At 60.3% G+C, this 22895-nt stretch carries 22 protein-coding genes and 1 riboswitch; of the genes, 5 read left to right on the top strand and 17 right to left on the bottom strand.

The window, feature by feature from the left end; all coding sequences use genetic code 11:
* The first annotated feature begins 48 nt into the window (after window positions 1–48).
* Window positions 49–1179, top strand: coding sequence for a cobalt-precorrin-5B (C(1))-methyltransferase (locus tag CRO62_RS17450; RefSeq protein ID WP_179784558.1), 1131 nt, complete (start codon window positions 49–51; stop codon window positions 1177–1179).
* Here the strand turns inward: CRO62_RS17450 and cobM are convergent.
* From cobM to cbiE, 3 genes are read right to left on the bottom strand one after another with little or no spacing between them, the layout of a single operon-like run.
* A complete protein-coding gene (gene cobM, locus CRO62_RS17455; RefSeq protein WP_097101007.1) occupies window positions 1134–1907 on the bottom strand; it encodes a precorrin-4 C(11)-methyltransferase in 774 nt (257 codons plus the stop codon). The two genes, CRO62_RS17450 and cobM, sit on opposite strands and share 46 nt — an antisense overlap.
* The gene (locus CRO62_RS17460) at window positions 1904–2317 is read right to left on the bottom strand and encodes a cobalamin biosynthesis protein (protein ID WP_097101008.1); all 414 of its coding nucleotides are present in this window, start codon (window positions 2315–2317) and stop codon (window positions 1904–1906) included. Before CRO62_RS17460 ends, cobM begins: the two co-directional genes overlap by 4 nt.
* Window positions 2311–3588, bottom strand: coding sequence for a precorrin-6y C5,15-methyltransferase (decarboxylating) subunit CbiE (gene cbiE / locus CRO62_RS17465; RefSeq protein ID WP_097101009.1), 1278 nt, complete (start codon window positions 3586–3588; stop codon window positions 2311–2313). The genes CRO62_RS17460 and cbiE overlap by 7 nt, the downstream gene beginning before the upstream one ends.
* On the opposite strand from cbiE, the gene CRO62_RS17470 reads away from it, so the two are divergent.
* The gene (locus tag CRO62_RS17470; RefSeq protein WP_097101010.1) at window positions 3587–4369 is read left to right on the top strand and encodes a cobalt-precorrin-6A reductase; all 783 of its coding nucleotides are present in this window, start codon (window positions 3587–3589) and stop codon (window positions 4367–4369) included. The genes cbiE and CRO62_RS17470 overlap by 2 nt on opposite strands.
* Here the strand turns inward: CRO62_RS17470 and CRO62_RS17475 are convergent.
* The 7 genes from CRO62_RS17475 to CRO62_RS17505 are packed head-to-tail and all read right to left on the bottom strand — an operon-like array spanning window position 4336 to window position 12618.
* Window positions 4336–5097 carry a precorrin-3B C(17)-methyltransferase gene (locus tag CRO62_RS17475; protein ID WP_097101011.1) on the bottom strand — a complete coding sequence of 254 codons (762 nt, stop codon included), beginning with the start codon at window positions 5095–5097 and terminating at the stop codon, window positions 4336–4338. The genes CRO62_RS17470 and CRO62_RS17475 overlap by 34 nt on opposite strands.
* Window positions 5094–5861, bottom strand: coding sequence for a precorrin-2 C(20)-methyltransferase (locus CRO62_RS17480; RefSeq protein ID WP_097101012.1), 768 nt, complete (start codon window positions 5859–5861; stop codon window positions 5094–5096). The genes CRO62_RS17475 and CRO62_RS17480 overlap by 4 nt, the downstream gene beginning before the upstream one ends.
* Entirely contained in the window at window positions 5858–6490 is a 633-nt protein-coding gene (locus CRO62_RS17485; RefSeq protein WP_097101013.1) for a precorrin-8X methylmutase, read from the bottom strand. The genes CRO62_RS17480 and CRO62_RS17485 overlap by 4 nt, the downstream gene beginning before the upstream one ends.
* Window positions 6487–7845 carry a precorrin-3B synthase gene (gene cobG / locus CRO62_RS17490; RefSeq protein WP_097101014.1) on the bottom strand — a complete coding sequence of 453 codons (1359 nt, stop codon included), beginning with the start codon at window positions 7843–7845 and terminating at the stop codon, window positions 6487–6489. Before cobG ends, CRO62_RS17485 begins: the two co-directional genes overlap by 4 nt.
* On the bottom strand, window positions 7842–11192 hold the full coding sequence (cobN, locus tag CRO62_RS17495; RefSeq protein WP_097101015.1) for a cobaltochelatase subunit CobN: 3351 nt from the start codon (window positions 11190–11192) through the stop codon (window positions 7842–7844). Before cobN ends, cobG begins: the two co-directional genes overlap by 4 nt.
* A gap of 5 nt (window positions 11193–11197) precedes the next feature.
* The gene (cobW, locus tag CRO62_RS17500) at window positions 11198–12235 is read right to left on the bottom strand and encodes a cobalamin biosynthesis protein CobW (protein ID WP_097101016.1); all 1038 of its coding nucleotides are present in this window, start codon (window positions 12233–12235) and stop codon (window positions 11198–11200) included.
* Entirely contained in the window at window positions 12232–12618 is a 387-nt protein-coding gene (locus CRO62_RS17505) for a DUF1636 family protein (protein WP_179784559.1), read from the bottom strand. Before CRO62_RS17505 ends, cobW begins: the two co-directional genes overlap by 4 nt.
* Window positions 12619–12772: 154 nt before the next feature.
* A riboswitch (cobalamin riboswitch) is annotated at window positions 12773–12988 on the bottom strand.
* A 127-nt stretch (window positions 12989–13115) separates the two neighbouring features.
* On the opposite strand from CRO62_RS17505, the gene cobO reads away from it, so the two are divergent.
* Window positions 13116–13733, top strand: coding sequence for a cob(I)yrinic acid a,c-diamide adenosyltransferase (cobO, locus tag CRO62_RS17510; protein ID WP_097103096.1), 618 nt, complete (start codon window positions 13116–13118; stop codon window positions 13731–13733).
* Window position 13734: 1 nt separating this feature from the next.
* Entirely contained in the window at window positions 13735–15192 is a 1458-nt protein-coding gene (locus CRO62_RS17515) for a cobyric acid synthase (protein WP_097101018.1), read from the top strand.
* Here the strand turns inward: CRO62_RS17515 and cbiB are convergent.
* A complete protein-coding gene (cbiB, locus tag CRO62_RS17520) occupies window positions 15179–16144 on the bottom strand; it encodes an adenosylcobinamide-phosphate synthase CbiB (RefSeq protein ID WP_097101019.1) in 966 nt (321 codons plus the stop codon). The genes CRO62_RS17515 and cbiB overlap by 14 nt on opposite strands.
* On the opposite strand from cbiB, the gene cobD reads away from it, so the two are divergent.
* Complete coding sequence (gene cobD / locus CRO62_RS17525) at window positions 16143–17189, top strand: threonine-phosphate decarboxylase CobD (RefSeq protein ID WP_097101020.1); 1047 nt, start codon at window positions 16143–16145, stop codon at window positions 17187–17189. The genes cbiB and cobD overlap by 2 nt on opposite strands.
* Here cobD and CRO62_RS17530 read toward each other — a convergent pair.
* The 6 genes from CRO62_RS17530 to CRO62_RS17555 are packed head-to-tail and all read right to left on the bottom strand — an operon-like array spanning window position 17171 to window position 22809.
* Window positions 17171–18448, bottom strand: a complete 1278-nt coding sequence (locus CRO62_RS17530; protein ID WP_097101021.1) for an L-fuconate dehydratase — start codon at window positions 18446–18448, stop codon at window positions 17171–17173. The genes cobD and CRO62_RS17530 overlap by 19 nt on opposite strands.
* A gap of 36 nt (window positions 18449–18484) precedes the next feature.
* On the bottom strand, window positions 18485–18814 hold the full coding sequence (locus tag CRO62_RS17535) for an L-rhamnose mutarotase (RefSeq protein ID WP_097101022.1): 330 nt from the start codon (window positions 18812–18814) through the stop codon (window positions 18485–18487).
* A gap of 11 nt (window positions 18815–18825) precedes the next feature.
* Window positions 18826–19959, bottom strand: coding sequence for a mannitol dehydrogenase family protein (locus tag CRO62_RS17540; protein ID WP_097101023.1), 1134 nt, complete (start codon window positions 19957–19959; stop codon window positions 18826–18828).
* Window positions 19956–20966: a zinc-binding alcohol dehydrogenase family protein gene (locus tag CRO62_RS17545; protein ID WP_025594697.1), complete on the bottom strand. Its 1011-nt coding sequence runs from the start codon at window positions 20964–20966 to the stop codon at window positions 19956–19958. The genes CRO62_RS17540 and CRO62_RS17545 overlap by 4 nt, the downstream gene beginning before the upstream one ends.
* A gap of 3 nt (window positions 20967–20969) precedes the next feature.
* The gene (locus tag CRO62_RS17550) at window positions 20970–21791 is read right to left on the bottom strand and encodes an amidohydrolase family protein (protein ID WP_097101024.1); all 822 of its coding nucleotides are present in this window, start codon (window positions 21789–21791) and stop codon (window positions 20970–20972) included.
* Between the two features lie 4 nt (window positions 21792–21795).
* The gene (locus tag CRO62_RS17555) at window positions 21796–22809 is read right to left on the bottom strand and encodes an aldo/keto reductase (RefSeq protein WP_097101025.1); all 1014 of its coding nucleotides are present in this window, start codon (window positions 22807–22809) and stop codon (window positions 21796–21798) included.
* Window positions 22810–22895: the final 86 nt, after the last annotated feature.

Here is a 22895-nt window from a genome sequence, read left to right on the forward strand (position 1 = left end):
GCTTTTTTAACGATGACGGAAATAGCCGTCCCGGCTATAGGAATTCATATGGAAACGGATGGAAAGACCCTTCGCCGCGGCTGGACCACGGGCACTTGCGCGGCAGCCGCCACGAAGGCGGCCTGCGCTGCCCTTCTGACCGGCGAGTTTCCTTACCCTGTCGAAGTCGAACTTCCAAGCGGCGCGAGGCCGGCATTTTCTCTCGCCACTGAGGAAAAAGGTGAAAACTTCGCAAGGGCAGGCGTCGTCAAGGATGCTGGCGACGATCCCGACGTGACCCATGGTGCGCTGATCGAAAGCACCGTGCGACGGGGAAAGCCCGGCAGCGGCATAACCTTCAAGGCCGGAAAAGGCGTCGGCACCATCACCCGGCCTGGATTGCCCCTGCCGCCGGGCGAACCCGCGATCAACCCCGTACCGCGCAAGATGATCGAAACCGCCATTCGCGAAGTAGCCGGAGACGGCGCAGATTTCGAAGTCGAGATTTCCGTTCGCGACGGCGAGAAAATCGCGGAAAAGACCCTGAATGGCAGGCTCGGTATTGTCGGCGGCATTTCCATCCTTGGCACCACCGGCATCGTCATCCCGTTTTCCTGCTCGGCATGGATCCACTCCATCTGGCGCGGCATCGATGTGGCGCGCGCCACCGGCTGCACCCACCTGCTCGGCGCGACCGGCAACACCTCCGAAAAGGCGGGGCAGGCAGTTTACGGCCTGCCAGAGACCGCGCTGATCGATATGGGCGATTTTATCGGTGGCATGCTGAAATATCTGCGCAGCCACCCCGTCGAACGGGTAACAATTGCCGGCGGCGTCGCCAAGATGACGAAGCTCGCCCAGGGCATGCTGGACGTGCATTCCAAGAAAGGCCTGGCCGATCTTGATGCGCTGGCGGTACTCGCAACCGACGCTGGCGGAGATGAAAATCTTGCCCTCGCCATTCGTCAGGCCAACATGGTTGCGCACGCCTTTGAGCTGGCCGAACGCGCGGGGATAGACCTCGGTGCGATCGTTGCGGAAAATGCCTGGGTAACAGCGGCTGCCGCTTTGAAGGTGCCCGGCATCGAACTTGATATTCTGGTGTTCGATCGTCAGGGCACGCTCAAGGGACGCACCGCCTCCACGCCGTCGCATCAGCCCTTCGCATCTTCCTTCGGGGAGCGGAACCGCCGGACATAAACGGTACTATAAAGTGCGCTCTCGCGAAAATCCGTCGAGGCAAGCCCATGCCCGACGAAGATCAGCGCCGTCCGCTCCACCGGTTCGGCTGCCAGTTTTCCTTCGATGTCGAACAACGTGCCGCGAACGACCCGCTCATCCGGCCAGGAGGCGCGGACAACGATGGCGACCGGGCAATCGGAACCATAAAGCGGCGTCAGTTCTTCCACCACCTTGCCGATGGCATGGATGGCGAGATGGATGGCAAGTGTCGCCCCTGTCACACCGAAGGCTTTCAGCGTCTCGCCCTCGGGCATTTTCGAAGCGCGGCCCGAAATACGGGTCAGAACAAGGCTTTGCGCCACTTCCGGCACAGTCAATTCCCGCTGCAGGGTGGCAGCGGCAGCAGCGAAAGAGGGCACACCTGGAGTCACGGTATAATCGAGACCCAGCCGTTCCAGCCGGCGGATCTGTTCACCCATGGCGCTCCAGACGGACAGATCACCGGAATGCAGCCGTGCCACATCCTTGCCGGCCTTTGCCGCCGCAACGAACTCCGCCTCGATCTCATCAAGCGACAATGCTGCCGTATCGACAATGCGTGCATCCGTCGGGCAATACTCGATCAGCGCCTTCGGCACCAGCGAGCCCGCATAAAGGCAGACCGGGCAGGCAGTGATAAGATCGCGCCCGCGCACCGTGATGAGATCGGCGGCACCCGGACCGGCGCCGATGAAATGAACCGTCATTTTTGTTCTCCGTGTTCGATGGCGCGGTCATTTCGCGCGTCGCTCGTCGTGGCGATGGCTACCGTCACATCGCCAACCACGAGACGCGCCGCGACCAGCCGCGCATTTTCTCCGACGGCAGCAAGTGCCGCCGCTTCACTGACGCTGGGCGTCCCGGCATGATCAAGGCTTGCCTGTGAAAATGTCATTGTTTTCGAAGCAGCCGCCTCGAGCTGTTCCTTCGATACGATTTCAAGCGGCAGCGCCAGACGTTTCGCCGCTTCCGCAAGACCAGCTTCTTTTGCCTTGAGCGGCGCAGTCGCCAAGCATTCAACGGTCATGCCAAAAGCAAGCTCGGCAGCGTGCACGGCTGCAATAATTGCATCTGAACCCGTGCCCTTGCGGCAACCGATACCGGCCACGGTCACCATGGCTTAATCCAGCTCCATTGCGTCACCGGCATGGCCGGACGCCAGCCCGACATGGAGCCGACAGCAACAACGCGCGAGACATCGACACGGATCATCGAACCGCCGAACCTGGCATGGGCCGCAAGCAGCACCGCTTCCATTTCAAGCGTCACCGCATTGGCAACCAGCCGCCCGCCTGGCTTCAAGGCCTCCATAGCAGCCTCAAACACGCCCGTTTCGCTGCCGCCACCACCAATGAAGATCGCATTCGGTTGAGGCAGGCCTTCAAAAGCCGCAGGTGCTGCACCGATCATGACTTCAAGCCCCGGAACGCCAAATGCCTCGGCATTGCGGGCGATACGTTCGGCTCTTTCCGCGTGCTGCTCTATGGCGATGGCACGGAGCGAGGGGTGCGACAGCATCCATTCAATACCAATCGAACCCGAACCGGCACCGATATCCCACAGCAGCTCGCCCCGGCGCGGAGCCAGCGATGAAAGCGTCACGGCACGGATTTCACGCTTGGTGATCTGCCCGTCATGTTCGAACAGGTTGTCATCCAGCCCCTGCACAAAAGGCAGGACGCGTGCGCCCTCAGCAGCAACGACATCGATAGCCACGACGTTCAAAGGATCGATGTCGTCAAAGGTAAAATCGACCGCCCTGATTTGCCGCCGCCTCTCCCGCTTTCCGCCCAAAGCTTCGAGCAGGACAAATTCCGACTGGCCGAAACCGGATTGAGACAGCAATTCCGCGATCAGGGCGGGCGCGCGCTCATCCGAAGTAAGCGCGATGATCCTCGCTCCGGGATGCAGATGCGGTCGCAACAGATCAATGGAACGCCCGTGCAACGACACGTATTCGATCGATTGCAAGGCCCAGCCAAGCCGCGCCGCGGCCAGAGAAAAGGCAGAAGGTGAGGGATAGCAGACTGTCTCCTCCGACGGTATCCGCCGCAGAAGTGTGACGCCGGCGCCATAAAAGAACGGATCGCCGGAGGCGAGCACGCAGACCCGTCTACCGCGCAACGCCACGACATCGCTCATCTCCGCATCGAACGGCACCGGCCAAGGGCGCGCTTCACTACGAATGGCTGCAGCCGCCAGTTCCAGATGGCGTTTGCCGCCGAAAACAATCTCGGCCGCCTCTATCGCCGCCACGGCATTCCGACCGAGCCCATCCAGCCCATCTTCGCCAATGCCGACGATGGAAAGCCACGGCTTGCCTTTCTTTTCAGTGGAGGCCTTCTTTTGAGTGGAAGCGTTGCCCGTTCCGGAATATTCAGACGTCATGACACGCTCCATACTCATCCTTGGCGGCACGGCGGATGCCCGCATTCTGGCCGGAAAGCTGGCGATGGACTCCGGCTACCGAATCCTGCTCTCCATGGCCGGGCGTACGCTTTCGCCAGTGGAACAGCCCGTGCCGATGCGCAGTGGCGGGTTTGGCGGTGCTGCGGGTTTGGCGGATTTCATTCGCGCCGGGAATTTCGATATTCTGGTCGACGCCACCCATCCCTATGCGGCGAGGATTTCCGCCAATGCCGTAGAGGCGGCGAGACTTGCCAAGGTTCCGCTCGTAGCACTTTCGCGTCCCGCCTGGCAGCACCAGCCGGGCGACAGGTGGCAGAGTGTCGATACCGTCGAACAGGTTGTTATCGCGCTCGGCGATGAAGGCAAGCGGGTGTTTCTGGCGCTCGGCCGGCAGGAACTTCTTCCTTTCGAGGCCGCACCCCAACACAGCTATCTCATCCGCAGCGTCGATCCGGTGGAGCCGCCGCTGAAGGTGCCGGATGCTCGCTATATTACCGCGCGCGGACCCTTTGCGCTGGATGAAGAGATCCGAATGCTTGAAGAAAACGGGATAGAGACGTTGGTTTCCAAGAATTCCGGTGGAAGCGCCAGCTACAGCAAGATCGAAGCGTCGAGGCGGCTTGGCCTGCCGGTTATCATGATCGAGCGGCCACCACAGCTGAACGCCGCAATCCTCAATGGCGCGAACGTGCCGGATATAGCGACTGCGCTCACCGCCATCCGCCATCAGCTCTCTCTTCTCGAAAAACGCGGCGAGTAAACCAGCGGATCTTTGTCCGAACGCTCGATCAGACGGGTTTCCACCGAACCGACGATGATGCAGGTGGCCATATCCGCCATGTCGCTCGATGCTTCCGACAAAGGCACGACCCGGATGCGCTCATCCGCACGGCCTGCCGCACGGCCAAAGATCACCGGCACCGAGCCGGGCAAATGTGCGCGCAAAAGATCGAAGGCGGTGCCAAGCTGGTGCGGGCGCGCCTTGCTGACGGGATTATAGAAAGCCATCACGAATCCGGCTTCCGCAGCCGCGATCAGCCGCTTTTCGATAATGCCCCAGGGCTTCAAATTGTCCGACAGCGAGATAGCGCAGAAGTCATGCCCGAGCGGCGCGCCGGCTCTTGCGGCAACCGCAAGCATGGCCGTCACGCCCGGCACGACCGAAAAGTCTATTTCGCGCCATTCGCGCGGGCCATTTTCAATCGCCTCGCAAACCGCCGCCGCCATGGCAAAAACGCCGGGATCGCCGCCCGAAACCACACAGACCTTGCCGCCCCCGGCTGCGAGCCGCAGCGCCTGTTCGGCACGGGAGATTTCCTCACGATTGTCAGAGGCATGGCGACGTTGGTCGGGTCTGAGCGACAGCCGATCGAGATAGGGAATGTAACCGAAGAAATCCTCCGACGCCTCAACGGCGGCGAGCGCCTCCGGTGTCACCTGCGCAGAACTGCCAGGGCCGAGGCCGACAACGACCAGCCTGCCGGTCATGACGCTTCACCGCCAGCGGGTCTGGTTTTCCAGCCCGGCACCAGAACCAGCGAAAAATAGGGGGCGGGCGATGCGTCCCGCTCGATCAGCGGCACCGCATGGCTGTTCGCCATGGTGCCGCGCTCAACATAAAGCGCTTCATTGAGCTTGCCAGCCTTTTCCAGCGCCCGGCGGATCTTCGGCAGGTTGCGCCCGACCTTCATGATCACGGCGCCATCCGTGCCGGACAGACGCTCTGTCAGAACATCTTCTGCCAGCGTGCCGGGAAGCACGCTCAAGATATCGTCACCCTGCACCAGCGGTAGACCGGCCATCGACCAGCATCCGGACATGGCGGTAATGCCGGCAACGACCTCCGCCTCATAGGAAGGCGCAAGCCGCAGATGAAGATGCATATAGGAGCCGTAGAACAGCGGATCGCCTTCCGACAGCACGGCGACATTCCGCCCGGCATCGAGATGAGCGGCAATATCCATTGCCGACTGATCGAAAAATGCGGCGATCGCACCGCGATAATCCTCGCCGTTTTTATCGCTCTCGACGGTTACCGGATAGACCAGCGGCATTTCCAGTGTGCCCGGACGGATGAAGGCCTCAACGATACCGCGACCGTTGCCGCTACTGCCCCTCTTGCAGAAGAAGGCGAGGACATCGGCATTTTCGATGGCACGCACGGCTTTCAGCGTCAGAAGCTCTGGATCGCCGGGGCCGGTGCCGACGCCCACAAGTTTACCCTTGGAATTTTCGAAAAGAGCCACGCTCACAGACCTGCCCTCGCAACGGCGTTCACAGCGGCGGCCGTCATGGCCGATCCACCCATGCGTCCCTTGACGATGGCATAGGGAATGCCGAGCAAACTAGCCTCCAGCGCATCCTTTGATTCCGCCGCACCGACAAAACCGACCGGCATGCCGATAATGGCAGCTGGACGTGCAGTGCCTTTTTCAAGCATCTCCAGAAGATAGAACAGCGCTGTCGGCGCGTTACCAATGGCAACAAGAGCGCCGTCCAGCTTCTCCGCCCAGAGATCGAGCGCTGCGGCGGAACGGGTATTACCGATCTTTTTCGCAAGCTCAGGGGTGCGCGGATCGCGAAGGGTGCAGATCACGTCATTGTTGGCCGGAAGGCGGGCGCGGGTCACGCCGTGGGCGACCATTTCCGCATCGCACAGAACGGGCTTGCCCGCCAGCAAAGCACCACGTGCAGCGACAACGAAATCCGGAGAAAAACGGAAATGGCTGGCCGCTTCCACCTGCCCGCAGGCATGAATCATGCGAATGGCGATATCCGCCTGATCTTCGGTAAAGGCGGACAAATCCGCTTCCTCGCGAATGATGGCGAAGGAGCGCTCGTAAATCGCATTGCCGTCGCGAATATAGTCATGGTCGGTCATCGGTCATCCTGTCGAAGCGCGGCAACGATTGCCTCCTTACCCAGACGGGTAAGCAGGTCGGCAGCGTTTTCCCCGGGCTTATGTTCTTTTTCGTAAAGGCGGGCAAGTCGCGAAAGCGCCGTCCTCTGTTGCTCGAAAGGTAAAATACCGTCCTGCGGGTCGCAGGCGCGGCCCGAAAACGAAAAGGCCAGACCATCGGCGGTGCCGGAAAAGGCCAGAAGCGACGGGGCGGGATGCGCGCAACCCTTTCCGCAGCCTGAGATATGCAGTGTAAAGGAGCCATCGAGCAGGGAAGCTAATTCCCGCGACGCAAAGGCGGCCAGATCATGCGTAGGAAAGAAAGCCGAAGCGCACCCCGGCGCGCCGGGACACACGGCGATGGAAGACCGCGCATCACCTGCCGTTGTGATGAAACCGGCACTGTCCGCAGTCTGCATCAACGCAACACAAGCATCCCGCGACCCGAAAAATAGCAGGCTATGATTGAGCGACGGCCGCAATTTTTCGATACTAAGTACGCGCGCCGGTCCGCAGAGCCGCGACAGATCGGAAGCACGAACTTGCGCGAAAGCAGGCGTGATACCGGCAGCAAAAGTGCGGTTCCCGGCCGGCATGAGTCCCAAGGGCGAAGAAGGCGCAGGCGTCTCGCCTTCACTCTCGCTATCTACCAGGCGGTCTCCGCAAATCGCCTTTACCGTCCGCAAATCCAGATCACGGCCACGGGCAAGCGGTCCTTTGCCGGCCAGATGAACGAGCAGCAACAGGACAACATCCGCCGCCTTGTCGGCTTCAACAAATCCCGCGCGTAGCGCCTTGCTCTCCGGGCCTCCGACAAGCAATTGCCAGAAAACTCGATGATCGAGCCGCACCGCCTTCAGACGGATATCGGCAAGCAAATCTCCCATTAGGAGACGGCCGCCCCCATCGATGATGACGGACATTTTGGCGGCGAGGTTGTCATGCAGCGCCAGCGCGGCAGCTTCTCTGCGAATCTCATCCGCAATAGCACTGCCATCGGCGATTTCCTGATCATCCCGGCCTGCAAGAGGTGAGGTCTCGACTGCCAGTCCGTCGCGAAGCGGCAAAGTGAGCGCTAGAACATCATTCTCCAGATCGCAGGCGCTCTCCGGCGTCAGGCCGCGGAACTGGAGGCTGCCGCGTGCAGTGATGTCGATCACCCCGTTGCCGTGCCGCTCAGCAAGATCGCAAAGCGCGATCATATCGCGAGGCGTAATGTCTGCCTCGAATGCGATCCGCGACAGGTAGCCGTCACCGGTCAGCATCGGGGTCGATAAGGCCGGACACGTGCCACGGCGGCCAAACGGCTGGACGGGATCGGAAACGGCCGTCCTCATGCTCCAATCCTTTCAGAACGGGGCAGGATCAGCATTTCAAGTTCCGCATCCACCGCATTGCGGCGGCTGTGCCACAGGCCGCGACGACGGGCGGATAAAAAGCGCGTCGCCATGACCTCCGCCGCTTTCGGATTTTCCCGCAGGATGAAATCGCGAACATCCTCATTGCCGAAATAGGCGTCATAAAGCGCCTCGATCAGCGAGGAGGAAACGGCGTGGGTGGTTTCGGCAAAGCCGATCAGCCGGTCAACCGTCTCGGCAAATTCCGCCGCCCCGCGAGGACCGTGCCGCATCTGCCCGGCAATAAAGCGCGGATTGACGGCACGGGCCCGAACCACCCGTGTCAGTGCCTGCGAAATGGACCGCGCGCGCGGACGCGCGGGATCGGTCGTATCCAGCGCCACGATATCGGCAACGCCGCCAAGGACTGCTTTTGCGGCGGAAAAACCACCGATGAAGGCTACATCTGACGAGCCATCGAGAAGATCGCGGCCCGGATCGTCGCCGGTGTGAATGAGAAGATCGGCCCGGCGCACCAGCTCGACAAAACCGGCATCCTCGAAAATCTCAAGCCCATCAGCACCGCCAAAGGCATGGCTAGCCGCATCCAGATAGGCCTGGCCCAGTTCCTCGCGTTCTTCCCATTTTCCGCTGGCGAGTTTCTCCTCTGTGCCTGCACCATAGGTGCCGGGTGCCGAGCCGAAGATGCGTGCCGGTATGTGCCCGAGCACAGCCGCCTCTTCCGCCAGCGGATTGTCACCCGGCGCTTCCTCCCGCCGCGCGACGGCCTTGGCGGCAGCGTCCAGAAGAGCGATCAACGCCGGAAACATGTCGCGGAACAGGCCGGAAATCCGGAATGTCACGTCGACACGCGGCCGCCCGATACTCGCCGGCGGCAAAACCTCGATACCGGTGACGCGACCCGTCGCCAGGTCATGGATCGGTCTCGCCCCCATCAGATGCAGCGCCTGCGCCACATCTTCGCCGCCGTTGCGCAGGCTGGCGCTGCCCCAGAGATCGAAAACCAGATGCTTCGGCCAGTCGCCATGGGACTGCAGATGGTGCCGAAGCACCTCTTCACCCGCCATGCGGCCCAGTTCAAAAGCCGTCGGCGTCGGCATGGTGCGAGGATCGGCGGCATAAAGATTGCGGCCCGTCGGCAGCACGTCGAGCCGTCCGCGCGCGGGCGCGCCGGAAGGGCCGGGGACAATATGGCGGCCATCAAGCGCGGCAAGCAGCGCTGCTTTTTCCGCCCTTGCACTTTCCAGCCTCAGAGGATCGATCTCGCCCTCAGGGTAGCGGCCGAAAACATGCTGGCCATCCTTGATGGCGAAGTCCTTAAGGTCGCAGAGGAAGGCGTCGATGCGCGAAAGCGCCGCATCGGCATCGTCCTTAGCCCCCACGCCCGCATCCGCCGCGAGCCCGGTTTCCTGCGCCTTTTCAACAATCAGTTTCGCCAGCCGGTCACGACGGCGGCGATCCAGCCCATCCGCCTGCGCATATTCATCGACGAGCTGTTCCAGAGCCGATTGTTCCGGCGAAAGCCCGGCATCTACCAACACAGGCGGAACATGGCCGATCGTGACGGCAGCGATCCGCCGTTTGGCAACCGCCGCTTCGCCCGGATTGGAAACGATGAACGGATAGACCACCGGCAAAGACCCGGTGACGATTTCAGGAAAACAATCGCGAGAAAGTGCCACTGTCTTGCCGGGCAGCCATTCCAGCGTGCCATGCGCGCCGACATGCACAATGGCATGCGCCTCTGCGACACGCTGCATCCAGGCGCCGAAAGCGACCAACGCATGGCGTGGCGGCAGGGCAGGGTCATGGTAATCCACCCGCCGATCCTCATTTCGCCCACGATCCGGTGCCAGGGCCACGAATATCTGGCCGAAACGGGCGACGCGAAAACGGAATGCGCCGTCGGCTAATGCGTCGTCCTGTTCGGCCGAACCCCACGTGCCATCCACGGAGGCGGCAACCCCTTCAGGCAAACCCAAAAGAAAATCACGATAGGCTGAAAGTTCGATAGCCGCTTCCTGCTGCTCGACACGATCCAGCAAAGCCCGTGCCGTTTCGGGAATATCCGAAACCACATATCCTGCCGCAGCCAGATCGCGCAGCATTTCAAGCACGCTTTGCGGCACATCGAGACCAACGGCATAACCCGTGCGCCCCGGCGCAGCACCGGGATAGTCCGGCATCAGAATGACGATCCGCCGTTCCTGTGGCGTGGAGTGTTTCGACCGCAGAAAGGCAGCGATGCGGTTTGCCACCTGCTCGACGCGATCAGCCTCCGCTACATTGATGAGGCTGATACCGCCATCAGCCCGCACCTGCTTGAATGAGATCGCGCCAGCAAGAATCCGGCCATCGAGTTCCGGCAGGACCACATGCATGGCAAGATCGGAAGGGTTGAGACCGCGCGCATTTTCCGCCCAGCCGTCCCGTCGCGTCGTCGCCATAACCACCTGAAACACCGGCACGCCGAGGCGGTCAAACAGGGTTTTACCGCTGTCGTCCATCTGACTGGCAAAAGCCGTGGCGGCAACTATGGCGGCGGGCTGGAGTTTGGGCAGTACGGTTTCGAGAAAGCGGATCGCCTCCCCATCCTTGAGGCCGCTGACGAAAATCGGCAATGGCGCAAAACCACGCTGAGAGAGCGCGTTAAAAAGCGCATCCACGGGCGCCGCATCGGCCGCAAGAAGCATGGAGCGGTAAAAGAGAATGGGAAGCACAGCTGCACCGGCGGGAAAACCGGCGCAGGCTTCCGCCTGATCCACGACGCCTTTACCGGGCCGGTAAAAGCCGGCTTTCGGCAGCGGTTGAGCCTCTATATCTGGCCATGCGTCACCATTTGCAAGGGCAGCAAGACCAGTGACAAGCCGGTCCATATTTTCCCGCCCGCCCTCGCGGAAGAAGGCGAGGACCGACGCCAACGTCTGGCGATCAACGGTCGAGGCCGCTTCGAGCTTTTCGTCTCTCTCACTGCATTCACCCGGCAGGAGCATAAGTTTTATGCCGCGTCGCCGAGCCATCGTGCTGAGCTGATCGACGCCGTAGCGCCAGCGCTCCGCGCCACCGAGAATCCGGATAAGGATCACACGGGCATGTTCGACCGTCTTTTCGATCCACAGATCGACCGACATCGGATGCCGAAGCTCGGAGAGGTTGGCGGCAGACAGGGACGGAAGCGCGCCCCCTGCCTGCCGCCATGCCTGTTCCAGCCCGGCAAGATCGCTTGCCGAAAAAGACAGCATCACCACATCCGATCTCGGCTGGTTGAGATCAACCGGCTCGATCAGGTCGTCCAGAGACGATGATGTGGTGGCGAGAATGTGCATCTCTATCAGGCGGCCAGCATCTGTTCGATCTTTTCGCGGTTGAGGCCCTTTTCGCCTATGACGACGAGGCGGCTGCGGCGTTCTTCACCGGCCGCCCAAGGGCGGTCGTAATAATGGTTGACGCGGCTACCGACTGCCTGCACCTGCAGGCGCATCGGCTTGGTGGATACTTCGACGAAACCTTTGATGCGCAGAACATTTTCCGCAGCCGCCGTCTCGGCGATACGAGCCGCCAGCGCTTCCGGATCGGTCACGGCCGGCAGATCGATGACGAAGCTGTCGAAATCGTCATGTTCGTGGTCGAGTTCACCATCGTGATGGGTGCGACGATTTTCGATATCCTCTTCAACCGCAAGACCGAGGCCGATCAGCACGGCCGGATCGATGGCGCCATTCGAGGCGACGACGATCTTTGCGGCCCGCGGCAAATGTTCGAGAATATGAGCTTTCGCCTTTTCCAGACCGGCACTATCGAGCAGATCCGCCTTGGTCAGCACGATAAGATCGGCACAGGCGATCTGATCCTCGAAAACCTCTTCGACCGGATCGTCGTGATCGAGCGCTTCGTCATTTGCGCGCTGGGCGGCAAGTGCTTCCATGTCATGCGCCACCTGCCCCTCGGCAAGGGCAGCGCCATCCACGACAGCCACAACAGCGTCAACCGTCACGCGGCTCTTGATGGCCGGCCATTGAAATGCCTGCACCAGTGGCTTGGGCAGGGCAAGGCCGGAGGTCTCGATGAGGATATGCTCCACCTTCGGCTGGCGGCTCAGAATCTGTTCGATTGCTGGCTGGAAATCATCCGCCACCGTGCAGCAGATGCAGCCATTGGCCAGCTCAACGATGTTTTCCTCCGGGCAGCTCTCAATGCCGCATCCCTTGAGGATATCGCCATCGATGCCGATATCACCGAATTCGTTGACGATGATGGCAAGCCGCTTGCCATCAAGCTTTTCGAGAAGACCGCGCAGCAGCGTGGTTTTTCCAGCCCCCAGAAAGCCGGTGACGATGGTGCAGGGAACGCGGTCCAGAAGGGTGCTCATGATCTCTCCTCGGTAAAATCGAATGGGGGAATGCGCGCCACCATGCCGCGCTTCAGTGTGTCGGGGCGGCCGCGCCAGGGCATCAGGCCATCTGAGGAGGCGGCCAGCATTTGCGCGCCCGTGAGCAGGTCTTCCGCATCGTTGGGCGTCAGCCCGCCGAATACATAGGACCAGCCATCGGCACCGCGCAACACGGCACTGAGGCCGCGTTTGCAATTGGCAAGACAATTGACGGAGCGAACATCGATGTCGGAGTCACGCGCTTTTGCGATGGCAGCTTCCGCAAGGATGGTGCCGGGGCGGGGCTCCGCATTGGGATCGGTGTCGTCGCGACAGCTTCGGCAGACAAAAACGACCACGCCGGAAGCTGTGTTGACTTCCATTGTCCCGTCCGCACAAGAAGATGTTGTGGTAATATCCAAACCGTTCCGCTTTCCGCGCCTTTAAACTCATCGGGGTGCGGATGTCGAAAACAGCGCACTGAGAAGCGCGGCTGCAAATAAATTCGACCGGCTGACCGGAGCACCCCGCCCGGCAGACGTTTTTTCCTGAAACGGCAGGTCTCCTGGCTTGCGGCTTTAAAACACCCTGCACCACCTTCCCGGACCAATTTTATGGTCTAGTGGCTTCATAGTGCGGGCTTACCGCTTACAGTTGCGGGGGCAGCCACGGAATGACCCGGTATGGGGTGGAACCGTGTTCCCTCTTAGCTTTTCCCGTTGCCGGGAAAAGACCGTCAGTGCCTTACCCTTAGGCTGAACGGGCGTGACGGTCAATGCTGCCGGCTTGTCGATTGCCGGGTGCGGCAAATTGAGTATAGTCGCCGCTCCGAATGGCGGGGGCATACGGTCCCGCGCCGCTGGACGAGAAGGAAAACGCGATGACACGCGATATCAGCGACAGCGAAGCCGAACGCCACCGGCAGAAAATGGTCAACCGCAAGACGGTTCAGGATGCCGAAGTCGCGGAAAAGACCATCGAAAAAGGTCTGCTGATGATCAATACCGGCCCTGGCAAAGGCAAGTCCACGGCCGCTTTCGGTCTTGCTTTACGCATGCTCGGCACAGGGCGGCGGGTCGGCGTCGTCCAATTCATCAAGGGCGCATGGTCGACGGGTGAACAGCAGGCCCTGGCTTTGTTCGGCGACAGGGTGGAATGGCGCACCATGGGCGAGGGATTTACCTGGGACACGCAGGACCTGAAGCGCGATGTCGCGGCAGCTAAAAAGGCCTGGGACGAAGCGAAAGCACTGATGGCTGATGAGACGATCGGATTGCTGGTTCTCGACGAACTGAACATTGCGCTCCGCTACGATTATCTGCCGCTGGAAGAGGTCGTCGAAACGCTTTCCAACCGTAGACCCGATCTGCATGTCATCGTTACCGGCCGCAACGCCAAACAACCGTTGATCGACGCTGCCGACATGGTGACGGAAATGACCCTCGTCAAACATCACTTCAAGGCGGGCGTAAAGGCGCAGGCCGGGATAGAATACTGACATGACTGCACGTGTGCTGATGTTTCAGGGAACCGGCTCCGATGTCGGCAAATCGCTGATGGTGGCTGGCCTTGCCCGCGCCTTCGTCAGGCGCGGCCTGTCCGTCATGCCGTTCAAGCCGCAGAACATGTCGAACAATGCGGCGGTCACCGCCGATGGCGGCGAGATCGGTCGCGCGCAGGCGCTGCAGGCGCGTGCAGCAGGCGTTCCGCTGTCGGTTCACATGAACCCTGTGCTTTTAAAGCCGCAGAGCGAAACCGGCGCACAGGTCGTCGTACAGGGCAAAATTGTCGGCAATGCCAAGGCTGCCGATTACCAGCACATGAAAGCCGGGCTGATGCCGCGTGTGCTGGAGAGCTTCGAGCACCTGAAACAACAGGCCGATCTGGTGCTGGTGGAAGGGGCGGGAAGTGCTTCCGAAATCAACCTCCGCGCCAACGACATCGCCAATATGGGTTTTGCCCGCGCCGCAGATGCTCCCGTGATCCTGATCGGCGATATCGACCGGGGCGGGGTCATCGCCAGCCTCGTGGGCACAAAAACCGTTCTCGAACGCGATGATGCCGCGATGATAGAGGGCTTCATCGTGAACCGCTTTCGCGGTGACCCTACGCTGTTTTCAGACGGCATGCAGATGATCGCGGAAAAGACCGGCTGGGCGTCCATCGGGCTATTGCCGCATTTTTCCGATGCTGCGAAATTGCCAGCGGAGGACGCCCTTGGGCTTACCGGCCCGGCGCAACAAAAGCCCGGCGCGAAAATCCGCATTGCCGTGCCGATCCTGCCGCATATTTCCAATTTCGACGATCTGGATCCGCTCGACATGGAGCCGGATGTGGAGCTGATCCGAGTGCGGCAGGGCGAGACCATTCCCGCCGATTGCCGGCTGGTTCTGCTCTGCGGTTCGAAATCCACCATAGCTGATCTCGCCGTGCTGAAGAATGCGGGCCTCGACATCGACATCAAGGCACATGTGCGCCGCGGCGGTTATGTTCTCGGTCTCTGCGGCGGATACCAGATGCTTGGAAAAACCGTTGCCGACCCTGACGGCATCGAAGGACCACCAATGACAGTCGATGGGTTGGGCCTGCTGGATGTGACGACGGTTTTGACCGGCGACAAGAGGCTCGTTTCCGTCCAGGGACAGAGTTTCGACGGAATTCCCTTATCCGGCTATGAAATGCATGTTGGCGAAACAACGGGTGCTGCGGGCAACCTGCCATTTTCGACCATTGACGGACATGACGATGGCGCAATTTCGCCCGATGGCCGCATCTTAGGCACCTATATCCACGGCCTGTTTGCGGATGACCGCCAGCGCGGGGCGTGGCTTGAGCGCCTTGGTGGGCAGGGCACGCAACTGAACTACGATGCGCAGGTGGATGCCGTTCTTGATCGCCTGGCGGCCCATATGGAGAACCACCTCGATCTCGACAGGCTGCTTTCTATAGCGCGATAAGGATCGCCAGCAATCCGAACAGCGCGATCAGCAAGAAGTCTGCGATCCTCGCCAGCCTGAGCGCCGTGCGAATATCGCCAGCAACCAGTGTCGCTCTTCCGCCTTCGCCCATGAAACGAGCCTCGATCATCTGCCCGCCATAGGAGCGCGGCCCTGCCAGCGCAAAGCCCAGTGCCCCGGCCAATGCCGCCTCCGGCCAGCCGGCATTGGGAGAGCGGTGATGCCGCGCATCGCGGCGTATCGCGGCAATAGCCCCTTTCGGTGATGCACCCTTCACGAAAAACGCGGCGACCACGAAAAGACCGCCGCTCAGTCTCGATGCCGGCAAATTGACCAGATCGTCCAGCCGGGCCGACGCCCAACCAAAGGCCTCATGGCGTGGCGAGCGATGACCGATCATGCTGTCGGCCGTGTTGATTGCCTTATAACCCGCACCGCCTGGCAGCCCCAGAAGACCAAGCCAGAGGGAAGGGGCGACAATGCCGTCAGAGAAATTTTCAGCCAGACTTTCAATCGCCGCCCGGCAGATTGCCGCCTCATCCAGCGCCTGCGGATCGCGCCCGACGATCATGGAGACAGCTTTGCGCCCGCCGTCCACCCCCTCGCGTTCCAGCGCAATGGCGACAGCCTCCACATGCTGTTCCAGACTTTTTTGGGCCGGAAGTGACGCCCCAAGCACCGCAACAAGCAACAAACCAAGGGGCAATAAAAGCAGAACCGATTGCACTAACCATGCAACAAGCACCGTCAGCGCCAGAAAAACGGAAAGCGCCACGACGCCTGCCACCTTGCGCTGCGAAAATGAAGCACTCTCCCGGTTCCATTTTTTGTCCAGCAGCGCGATAAGCGAACCGATCCAGGTGACGGGATGACCGATGCGTTTGAACAGCCAGTCCGGATATCCAGTCAGGCGTTCGATCAAGAGCGACAGAAAAGCGAGAGCAAAGAACATGGGCGATAAGGTACCGGAAAAGGCGCAGGCTGCGATCCCTCACGGCGGCAATCTCGGCAAGGCGCGTCTGATGTTTCCTGAAGCGCCGGAACCGTGGATCGACCTGTCGACCGGGATCAATCCGCACTCCTACCCGCATTCTCCCGTTCCCGCCAGCGCATTTGCCCGCCTGCCGGAGCCTGACGCAGCCGAAGAATTGAAAAGGCTCGCCGTCGCCTCTTTCGGCGCACCATCCGCAGGGCATATGGCACTGTCCCCCGGCACCCAGATGCTGATGCCATTGCTGGCTCACCTGGCACTCGAACGCGGAGCGAAAAGCGGAGCCGTGCTCTCCCCCGCTTATGCCGAACATGCCCGCACCGCGCGCATGGCCGGACTGACAGTGACCGAGGTAGACCATATCAGTGATCTGTCAGCTTACGACTATGCGGTGGTGGTCAATCCCAACAACCCCGATGGTCGCGTCACGGATCGAGAAGCTTTGTTGTCGCTGGCCGAGGCGATGCGCCGCAAAGGCGGCCTGCTTGTCGTAGACGAGGCCTTTATCGAGACAGGACATACGGAAAGTCTTGCAAATGCCGCAGGGCGCGACGCGCTGGTGGTGCTGCGATCCTTCGGCAAGTTCTACGGCATGGCAGGGGTCCGGCTCGGTTTTGCGCTTGCGCATCCCGACATCGCTGCGGAACTGGAGGCAAGGCTTGGCCCTTGGGCAGTATCCGGGCCGGCGCTCAATATCGCGACGCAGGCTTTGGCGGACAGGGAATGGCAATCATCCATGCGCCTCCGTCTTGCGGCAGAAGCACAGCGCTTGAGTGAATTGCTGGAAAAAGTAGGCCTGAAGATTGCCGGCGGTACGTCCCTGTTTACCCTGGTGCGGGACCACCGGGCCAAAGAACTGTTCGATCACCTTGGCCGGCACGGCATTCTGGTGCGCATTTTTGATGAAAGGCCGAACGACATGCGTTTCGGCCTTCCCGGCAGCGAAGAGGAGTGGCAGCGCCTCACGGAAGCGCTGTTATCCTTCAATCATCCCTTGAACGTGTAGGTCGCGATAGAATCCGGCTTCATTTCAATGGAGAAACCGGGCAGCTTCGGCGGCATGTACGCGGCATTGCGAATATCGCAGGGTTCGATGAAATGCTCGTGCAGATGGTCGACATATTCGATCACGCGGCCTTCCTTGGTGCCGGAAACCACGAGATAGTCGATCATCGACAGATGCTGCACATATTCGCAAAGGCCGACGCCACCGGCATGCGGCCAGACCGGCAAATTGTATTTGGCAGCAATCAACAGAACGGCCAGCACCTCGTTGAGACCACCCATACGGCAGCTGTCGATCTGCACCACGTCGATTGCACCTTCGGCGATGAACTGCTTGAACATGATACGGTTCTGGCACATTTCTCCGGTCGCCACCTTCACGGAGCCGATGGCTGCACGGATCTTGCGATGGCCGGCGACATCGTCCGGGCTGGTCGGCTCCTCGATGAAGAAGGGCTTGGCGAAGGCAAGCTGCTTGACCCAATCAATCGCCTGATCCACTTCCCACACCTGGTTGGCGTCGATCATCAGATAACGGTCGGGGCCGATCACCTCGCGGGCGATGGTGAGGCGGCGGATATCGTCTTCGAGATCACGGCCAACCTTCATCTTTACATGGTTGAAACCGGCATCGATCGCTTCCTGGCAAAGACGGCGCAGCTTGGCGTCGTCATAACCGAGCCAGCCGGCTGATGTGGTGTAGCAGGCGTAGCCTTCGTTCTTCAGCGTCTCGATACGTTCCTTTTTGCCGCTTTCGGCTTTTTTGAGGATCGCAAGCGCATCGTCCTTCGTCAGCACGTCAGTCAGATAGCGGTAATCGACGATATCGGCGATTTCTTCCGGGCTCATATCGGCAACAAGCTGCCAGACGGGTTTGCCCGCCTTTTTGGCCAGCAAATCCCAGACAGCATTGACGACAGCGCCGGTGGCGAGATGCATCGCGCCCTTGTCCGGGCCGATCCAGCGCAGCTGGCTATCACCAGTCAGGTGGCGCCAGTATTTGCCGGGGTTCTCGGTGACCGTCGCCAGATCGGTTCCCACCACCAGATGGCGCATCGCCTTGATGGCCATGCAGCAAATCTCATTACCGCGGCCAATGGTGAAGGTCAGTCCGTGACCTTTCAGTTCCGGTTCGTCGGTGTCGAGAATGACGTAAGCCGCCGAATAATCCGGGTCGGGGTTCATCGCATCCGAACCATCAAGGCTCTGGGAGGTCGGAAAACGCAGGTCGAAAACTCGCAGATCAGTAATTTTGGTCATGGCCGTTCACTCGCGGTCAGTGTCAAAGGAAATCATTCAGTCGTGGTGGAAGGTTTCTTCCATCATTGCCCACCACTCGCCTTCCTTGCGGCTTTCGAGTGGTTGCTGGCAGGGAATGGTGAAAGACCACCATTCCTGGTTCTTTGGGCTTGCCGTCATCTTCGCCATATCGGCGCTGAAATCGGTGCCGTGATATTCCCAATATCCGAACAGCAGATTTTCCGGTTCGCGCAGGAAGATCGTGTAGTTGCGGATGTTGCAATCGCTGATGAGCGCCAGAATTTCGGGCCAGACGGCGGCGTGCAGTCTTCTATATTCCGCAATCATGTCCGGTTTGACGCCGATGACCATTCCCATGCGCTGCATACAAAACTCCGTTATTGCTTGATGGTGGCGAGCGCCGCACGCAGTTTCTGCTGCGGCAGGTTTAACCCCAGACGTTCCGCCGCAGCGATGACCGGGACAAAACGACGGCGTTTCTTTTCATCGTGATTGCCTGAAATGTCCGCGAGCCGGTGGGCGAGAAAGGGGTTCATGAAACGCTCCCGCACCGCACGGATATAGGCTTGCGCTTCTTCTCCCATGCCTTCTGCGGCAAAGACCGGCAGAACCTCGTCCCGCCAGAGCGTTTCCAGATCTCCCGAGAGCGCATCGTCGGCCATTGCCTGCCGCACCGTCTCGTCTTTCGCACGGGCATCCCGCAACCATCGTTCCGCCAGATAGGAATGACCAAGATTGAGCAGGAACAGCTTCAGCTTTTCATAGTGGTCGAGATCATCAGTCAGCACCACCGCAGGGTGGGTGCAGGGCAGAACAAGGCCCTCCTGCTTCTCGATTGCCCAAAGCGCATAGGGCTCGGCAACTGCGCCAACCGGATCGATCGGCTCGGAAACAATGCGGTCCACAAGGCTGTTGGCAAAACGGCATTTCTCATTCAGGTAGAAGCCGAAACCCGCCGGCAACTGCCATTCGTCGGCAAGCTGGCGAACAACCTCTCTCAACCGGTCGCCGTTGCGCGGAACAAGCTCGCAAGGAAAGATCGATACAGGGGCTTCCGGATTGGTCTGAAAACGTTCCAGCAGCAACAGGCAGAGCTTTGCCGGAAAACTCTTTGGCACAAGCGTGAAGTCGTCGGCAAGACCCGGTCCGTCGAACGAATCCAGCTCATAACCGCGGTCACCCGTATTGGACAGAATGACCTCAGCCCCGCAGGCGATGCGCCGCACCTCGGCCCAGTCGGCCGCCGCCGTCAGCGCGCGCGCGACAGCCTTGCCTGGAATTTCCTCGTCCACCTCTTGCCCGTCGCGAATGCCGCGAATGCGCACCGGATAGGGCGTGCCATCGTTCAACGCTGCCACACGCTTCAGGCTCTCCGCATTGCCGGTCGTCTGGACGATTGCGATGCGCCCGAGAGCCTCGCCTTTTTCCAGCGCCTGCGAAATGAACAAATCCGCATGCGCCAGAAGAAAGCGGCTGGTACCGAATTGCAGGATGGGTGTGTCGGTCGTCATGCGACCTCCACCATGCCCTTGATGACTCCGGCTTTCGGATCGGTCAGCCCGGCGAATTTGGAAGGCACATCGGCAAGTGTCATGCGGTGAGTGATGAGTGCCTCCGGTACCTTGCCTTCCCGCAGCGCCTGCAACACCCGCTCGAAATCCTCCGGCGTGGCGTTGCGGCTGCCGAGCAGCGTGGTTTCGCGCTTGTGAAACTCCGGATCGTTGAAGGAGATATCGCTGGCAACGATGGAAACCAGCACATAGGAACCACCGTGGCCGACGAAGGAAAAGCCACGCTCCATGGCTTTAGGATTACCGGTCGCATCAAAAACGGCATCGAAGAAATCACCGCCGGTGATATCAGACAGGCGATCCTTGTCGCCCTCGCCAAGCGTCACCGTATGGGCAACGCCGAGATGGTCCTTGCAGAAATCCAGCCGGTCGGTGCGCCCGTCAATCATCGTTACCTCACCGCCATCGAGAACGGCGAAAACCGCAACCGCCATGCCGATCGGACCGGCACCGACGATCAGGACCTTCTGACCCTTTTCCACCGACCCACGACGCACGGCATGCGCGCCAATCGCCAGAAATTCGGTCATTGCCGCCTGATCGAGGCTCAAGCCCTCGGCCTTCAGCACGAATTGCTGAGGAACGCTCAGATATTCGACCATGCCGCCATCGCGATGAACGCCGAGCACACCGATGTTGCGGCAGCAATTGCTCTTTCCTTTACGGCAGGCGCTGCACTCACCACAGGAAATATAGGGTATGACGGTAACGACATCGCCCGCTGAAAGATGGCTGCCTTCCGGCGCCTCTTCCACCGTGCCGGAAAGCTCGTGGCCCATGATACGCGGATAGGAGAGATAGGGCTGATTACCGGTAAAAATATGCAGGTCCGTTCCGCAGACACCTATGCGACGAATACGCACCAGCACTTCACCTTCGCCACGGGCGGGCTTTGGTAGTTCCTTGGGGACAAGTTGACCGGGGGTCTCGCAGAAAATCGCCAGCATGCATCACCTGTTGCGAAGGGAATAAAAACGAACGGCGTTACCGCCAAAGACGGCCGCATGATCGTGCTCAGGCACGATTTCGCGGCAGAAGTCCAGCCATTCCTGATAGTCGCCAGCCAGCCGCAATACCGGCCAGTCGCTGCCGAAGATCACGCGTTCGCCGCCGAACAGTTCCAGAATGGTTTCGGCATAGGGCCTGACGGCTTCCGGTCTCTGCTCGCCACGCTCGGTCAACAGGCCGGACAGCTTGCAATGGAGGTTGGGAAGGGCCGCCAAAGCTGCCATGTCCCTGCGCCAGTCGCCATATTGGCCCGTGGCGATAAGCGGCTTCGCCCCGTGATCGATGACGACAGGCAATTGCGGATGGCGGCGCGCGAAGGCGAGAAGATGCGACAGATGCGGCGGCAGGACCAGCGCATCGAACACCAGTGCATGTTTCACCAGCGCATCCACGGCGGCATCGAGCGCCGGATCGTCGATCCAGGTCACATCGTCCATGCTTTGCAGCATCGGTCGTACGCCCTTGAAGGCCGGATTTTTTGCCCGCCGGGCGATTTCCGCCGCAGCATCCGCGGACTTCATGTCTACCCAGCCGACCACGCCCTTGATGAAATCGGTGCTGCCAGCCAGATCGAGCATGAAATCCGTATCGGCCGCACTTTCCATCGTCTGCACCAGTACCGTGCCGGAAACCCCGGCCTTTTCCAGCAGAGGGGACAGATCCTGCGGAAGAAAATCCCGGTAGATGGCAGCCAGAGACGGTGGCGGCCATTGCCCGGCGCGATCCTTCATCAGCCAGAAATGCTGGTGGGCATCGATGATCATCGCTTCAGGCCTTTGTGCCAGGCACAGGTACGCCTTCGGAAATCAGGCCACGCTTTTGCAGCTCCGACCAGAATTCGTCCGGAACAGCCTGTTCGAACCATTCGATATTTGCGGCAAGTTGCTGCGCATTGCGCGCGCCGGATACGACCGTGACCGAAGCCGGATGCCCGAGCGGAAACTGCAGCGCAGCCGCCTGCAACGAAACACCAAGGTCGTCACAAACGCCCTGAAGCGCATCCACCCGCGTGATGATGTCGGCAGGCGCATCGGCATAGTTGAATTTGCGGTTGCCTGCCAGAATACCTGAATTGAAAGCACCGGCGACCACGATCGCAACGCCGGTTTCCGCGCAGCGGTTCATGAAGGCAAGGCTCTGCTGCTCCAGAAGCGTATAACGGCCAGCAAGCATGGCAACGTCGATGTCGAAAACATCCATGGCGTCGCCGACGATTTCCCACTCGTTGACGCCGAGACCGATAGCGCCCGTCGACCCTTCCTCGCGCAGCTTGCCGAGTGCCCTGAAGCCGCCGCCGGTGGTCAGCTGCTCCCAGTAGTGCTGGTGCTTTTCGCCATGCGTGAAAGAGCCGATATCGTGCACATAAAGAATATCCGGCTTCAGAACGCCGAGCCGCTGCTGGCTCGCCTCGAAGGAGCGCAGGATACCGTCATAGGAATAATCATAGACCGGGCGGAAAGGCAGCGGCGCAATGTAGGCGTCCTCTTCCGGGCCAACCGTTTCATCGGGAACCATGACGCGACCGACCTTGGTGGAGAGCGTGTATTCGCTTCGGTCATGCTCCGTCACCATGGTTCCAAGACGACGCTCCGAACGCGTGTAACCGTAAAAAGGTGCGGTATCGAAATAGCGAATGCCGCTTTCCCATGCCTTGTCGAACGCGCCTTTGGATTCCTCGTAGGGCGTGACGCGGTAGAGATTACCCATCTGGGCGCAACCAAGGCCCATGACCGTGACTTCAACGGCACGGCGCGGCAATTTACGTGTATCGGAGACTTTCATCGCAAGGGCTTCCTGAATTTTTCGGTAGAGCGGATGGTGAAAACCGTATGCGGTATTGACTGAAATCCCGCTTCTAAAATTTGTGA

It is taken from the genome of Rhizobium sp. AN6A (assembly GCF_900215635.1).
Taxonomy (GTDB): Bacteria; Pseudomonadota; Alphaproteobacteria; order Rhizobiales; family Rhizobiaceae; genus Agrobacterium; species Agrobacterium tumefaciens.

Bases quoted from the DNA above. Each gene is read 5' to 3' on its own strand.
- cobD (WP_097101020.1), top strand. From the start codon at position 16,143: ATGGGCGATAAGGTACCGGAAAAGGCGCAGGCTGCGATCCCTCACGGC.
- CRO62_RS17545 (WP_025594697.1), bottom strand. From the start codon at position 20,966: ATGCTGGCGATTTTCTGCGAGACCCCCGGTCAACTTGTCCCCAAGGAA.
- CRO62_RS17515 (WP_097101018.1), top strand. From the start codon at position 13,735: ATGACTGCACGTGTGCTGATGTTTCAGGGAACCGGCTCCGATGTCGGC.
- CRO62_RS17530 (WP_097101021.1), bottom strand. From the start codon at position 18,448: ATGACCAAAATTACTGATCTGCGAGTTTTCGACCTGCGTTTTCCGACC.
- CRO62_RS17470 (WP_097101010.1), top strand. From the start codon at position 3,587: ATGACACGCTCCATACTCATCCTTGGCGGCACGGCGGATGCCCGCATT.
- cobM (WP_097101007.1), bottom strand. From the start codon at position 1,907: ATGACGGTTCATTTCATCGGCGCCGGTCCGGGTGCCGCCGATCTCATC.
- cbiE (WP_097101009.1), bottom strand. From the start codon at position 3,588: ATGACGTCTGAATATTCCGGAACGGGCAACGCTTCCACTCAAAAGAAG.
- CRO62_RS17540 (WP_097101023.1), bottom strand. From the start codon at position 19,959: ATGACGACCGACACACCCATCCTGCAATTCGGTACCAGCCGCTTTCTT.
- CRO62_RS17475 (WP_097101011.1), bottom strand. From the start codon at position 5,097: ATGACCGGCAGGCTGGTCGTTGTCGGCCTCGGCCCTGGCAGTTCTGCG.
- CRO62_RS17450 (WP_179784558.1), top strand. From the start codon at position 49: ATGGAAACGGATGGAAAGACCCTTCGCCGCGGCTGGACCACGGGCACT.
- cobW (WP_097101016.1), bottom strand. From the start codon at position 12,235: ATGAGCACCCTTCTGGACCGCGTTCCCTGCACCATCGTCACCGGCTTT.
- CRO62_RS17550 (WP_097101024.1), bottom strand. From the start codon at position 21,791: ATGATCATCGATGCCCACCAGCATTTCTGGCTGATGAAGGATCGCGCC.
- cobO (WP_097103096.1), top strand. From the start codon at position 13,116: ATGACACGCGATATCAGCGACAGCGAAGCCGAACGCCACCGGCAGAAA.
- cbiB (WP_097101019.1), bottom strand. From the start codon at position 16,144: ATGTTCTTTGCTCTCGCTTTTCTGTCGCTCTTGATCGAACGCCTGACT.
- cobN (WP_097101015.1), bottom strand. From the start codon at position 11,192: ATGCACATTCTCGCCACCACATCATCGTCTCTGGACGACCTGATCGAG.
- CRO62_RS17535 (WP_097101022.1), bottom strand. From the start codon at position 18,814: ATGCAGCGCATGGGAATGGTCATCGGCGTCAAACCGGACATGATTGCG.
- CRO62_RS17460 (WP_097101008.1), bottom strand. From the start codon at position 2,317: ATGGTGACCGTGGCCGGTATCGGTTGCCGCAAGGGCACGGGTTCAGAT.
- cobG (WP_097101014.1), bottom strand. From the start codon at position 7,845: ATGAGGACGGCCGTTTCCGATCCCGTCCAGCCGTTTGGCCGCCGTGGC.
- CRO62_RS17485 (WP_097101013.1), bottom strand. From the start codon at position 6,490: ATGACCGACCATGACTATATTCGCGACGGCAATGCGATTTACGAGCGC.
- CRO62_RS17555 (WP_097101025.1), bottom strand. From the start codon at position 22,809: ATGAAAGTCTCCGATACACGTAAATTGCCGCGCCGTGCCGTTGAAGTC.
- CRO62_RS17505 (WP_179784559.1), bottom strand. From the start codon at position 12,618: ATGGAAGTCAACACAGCTTCCGGCGTGGTCGTTTTTGTCTGCCGAAGC.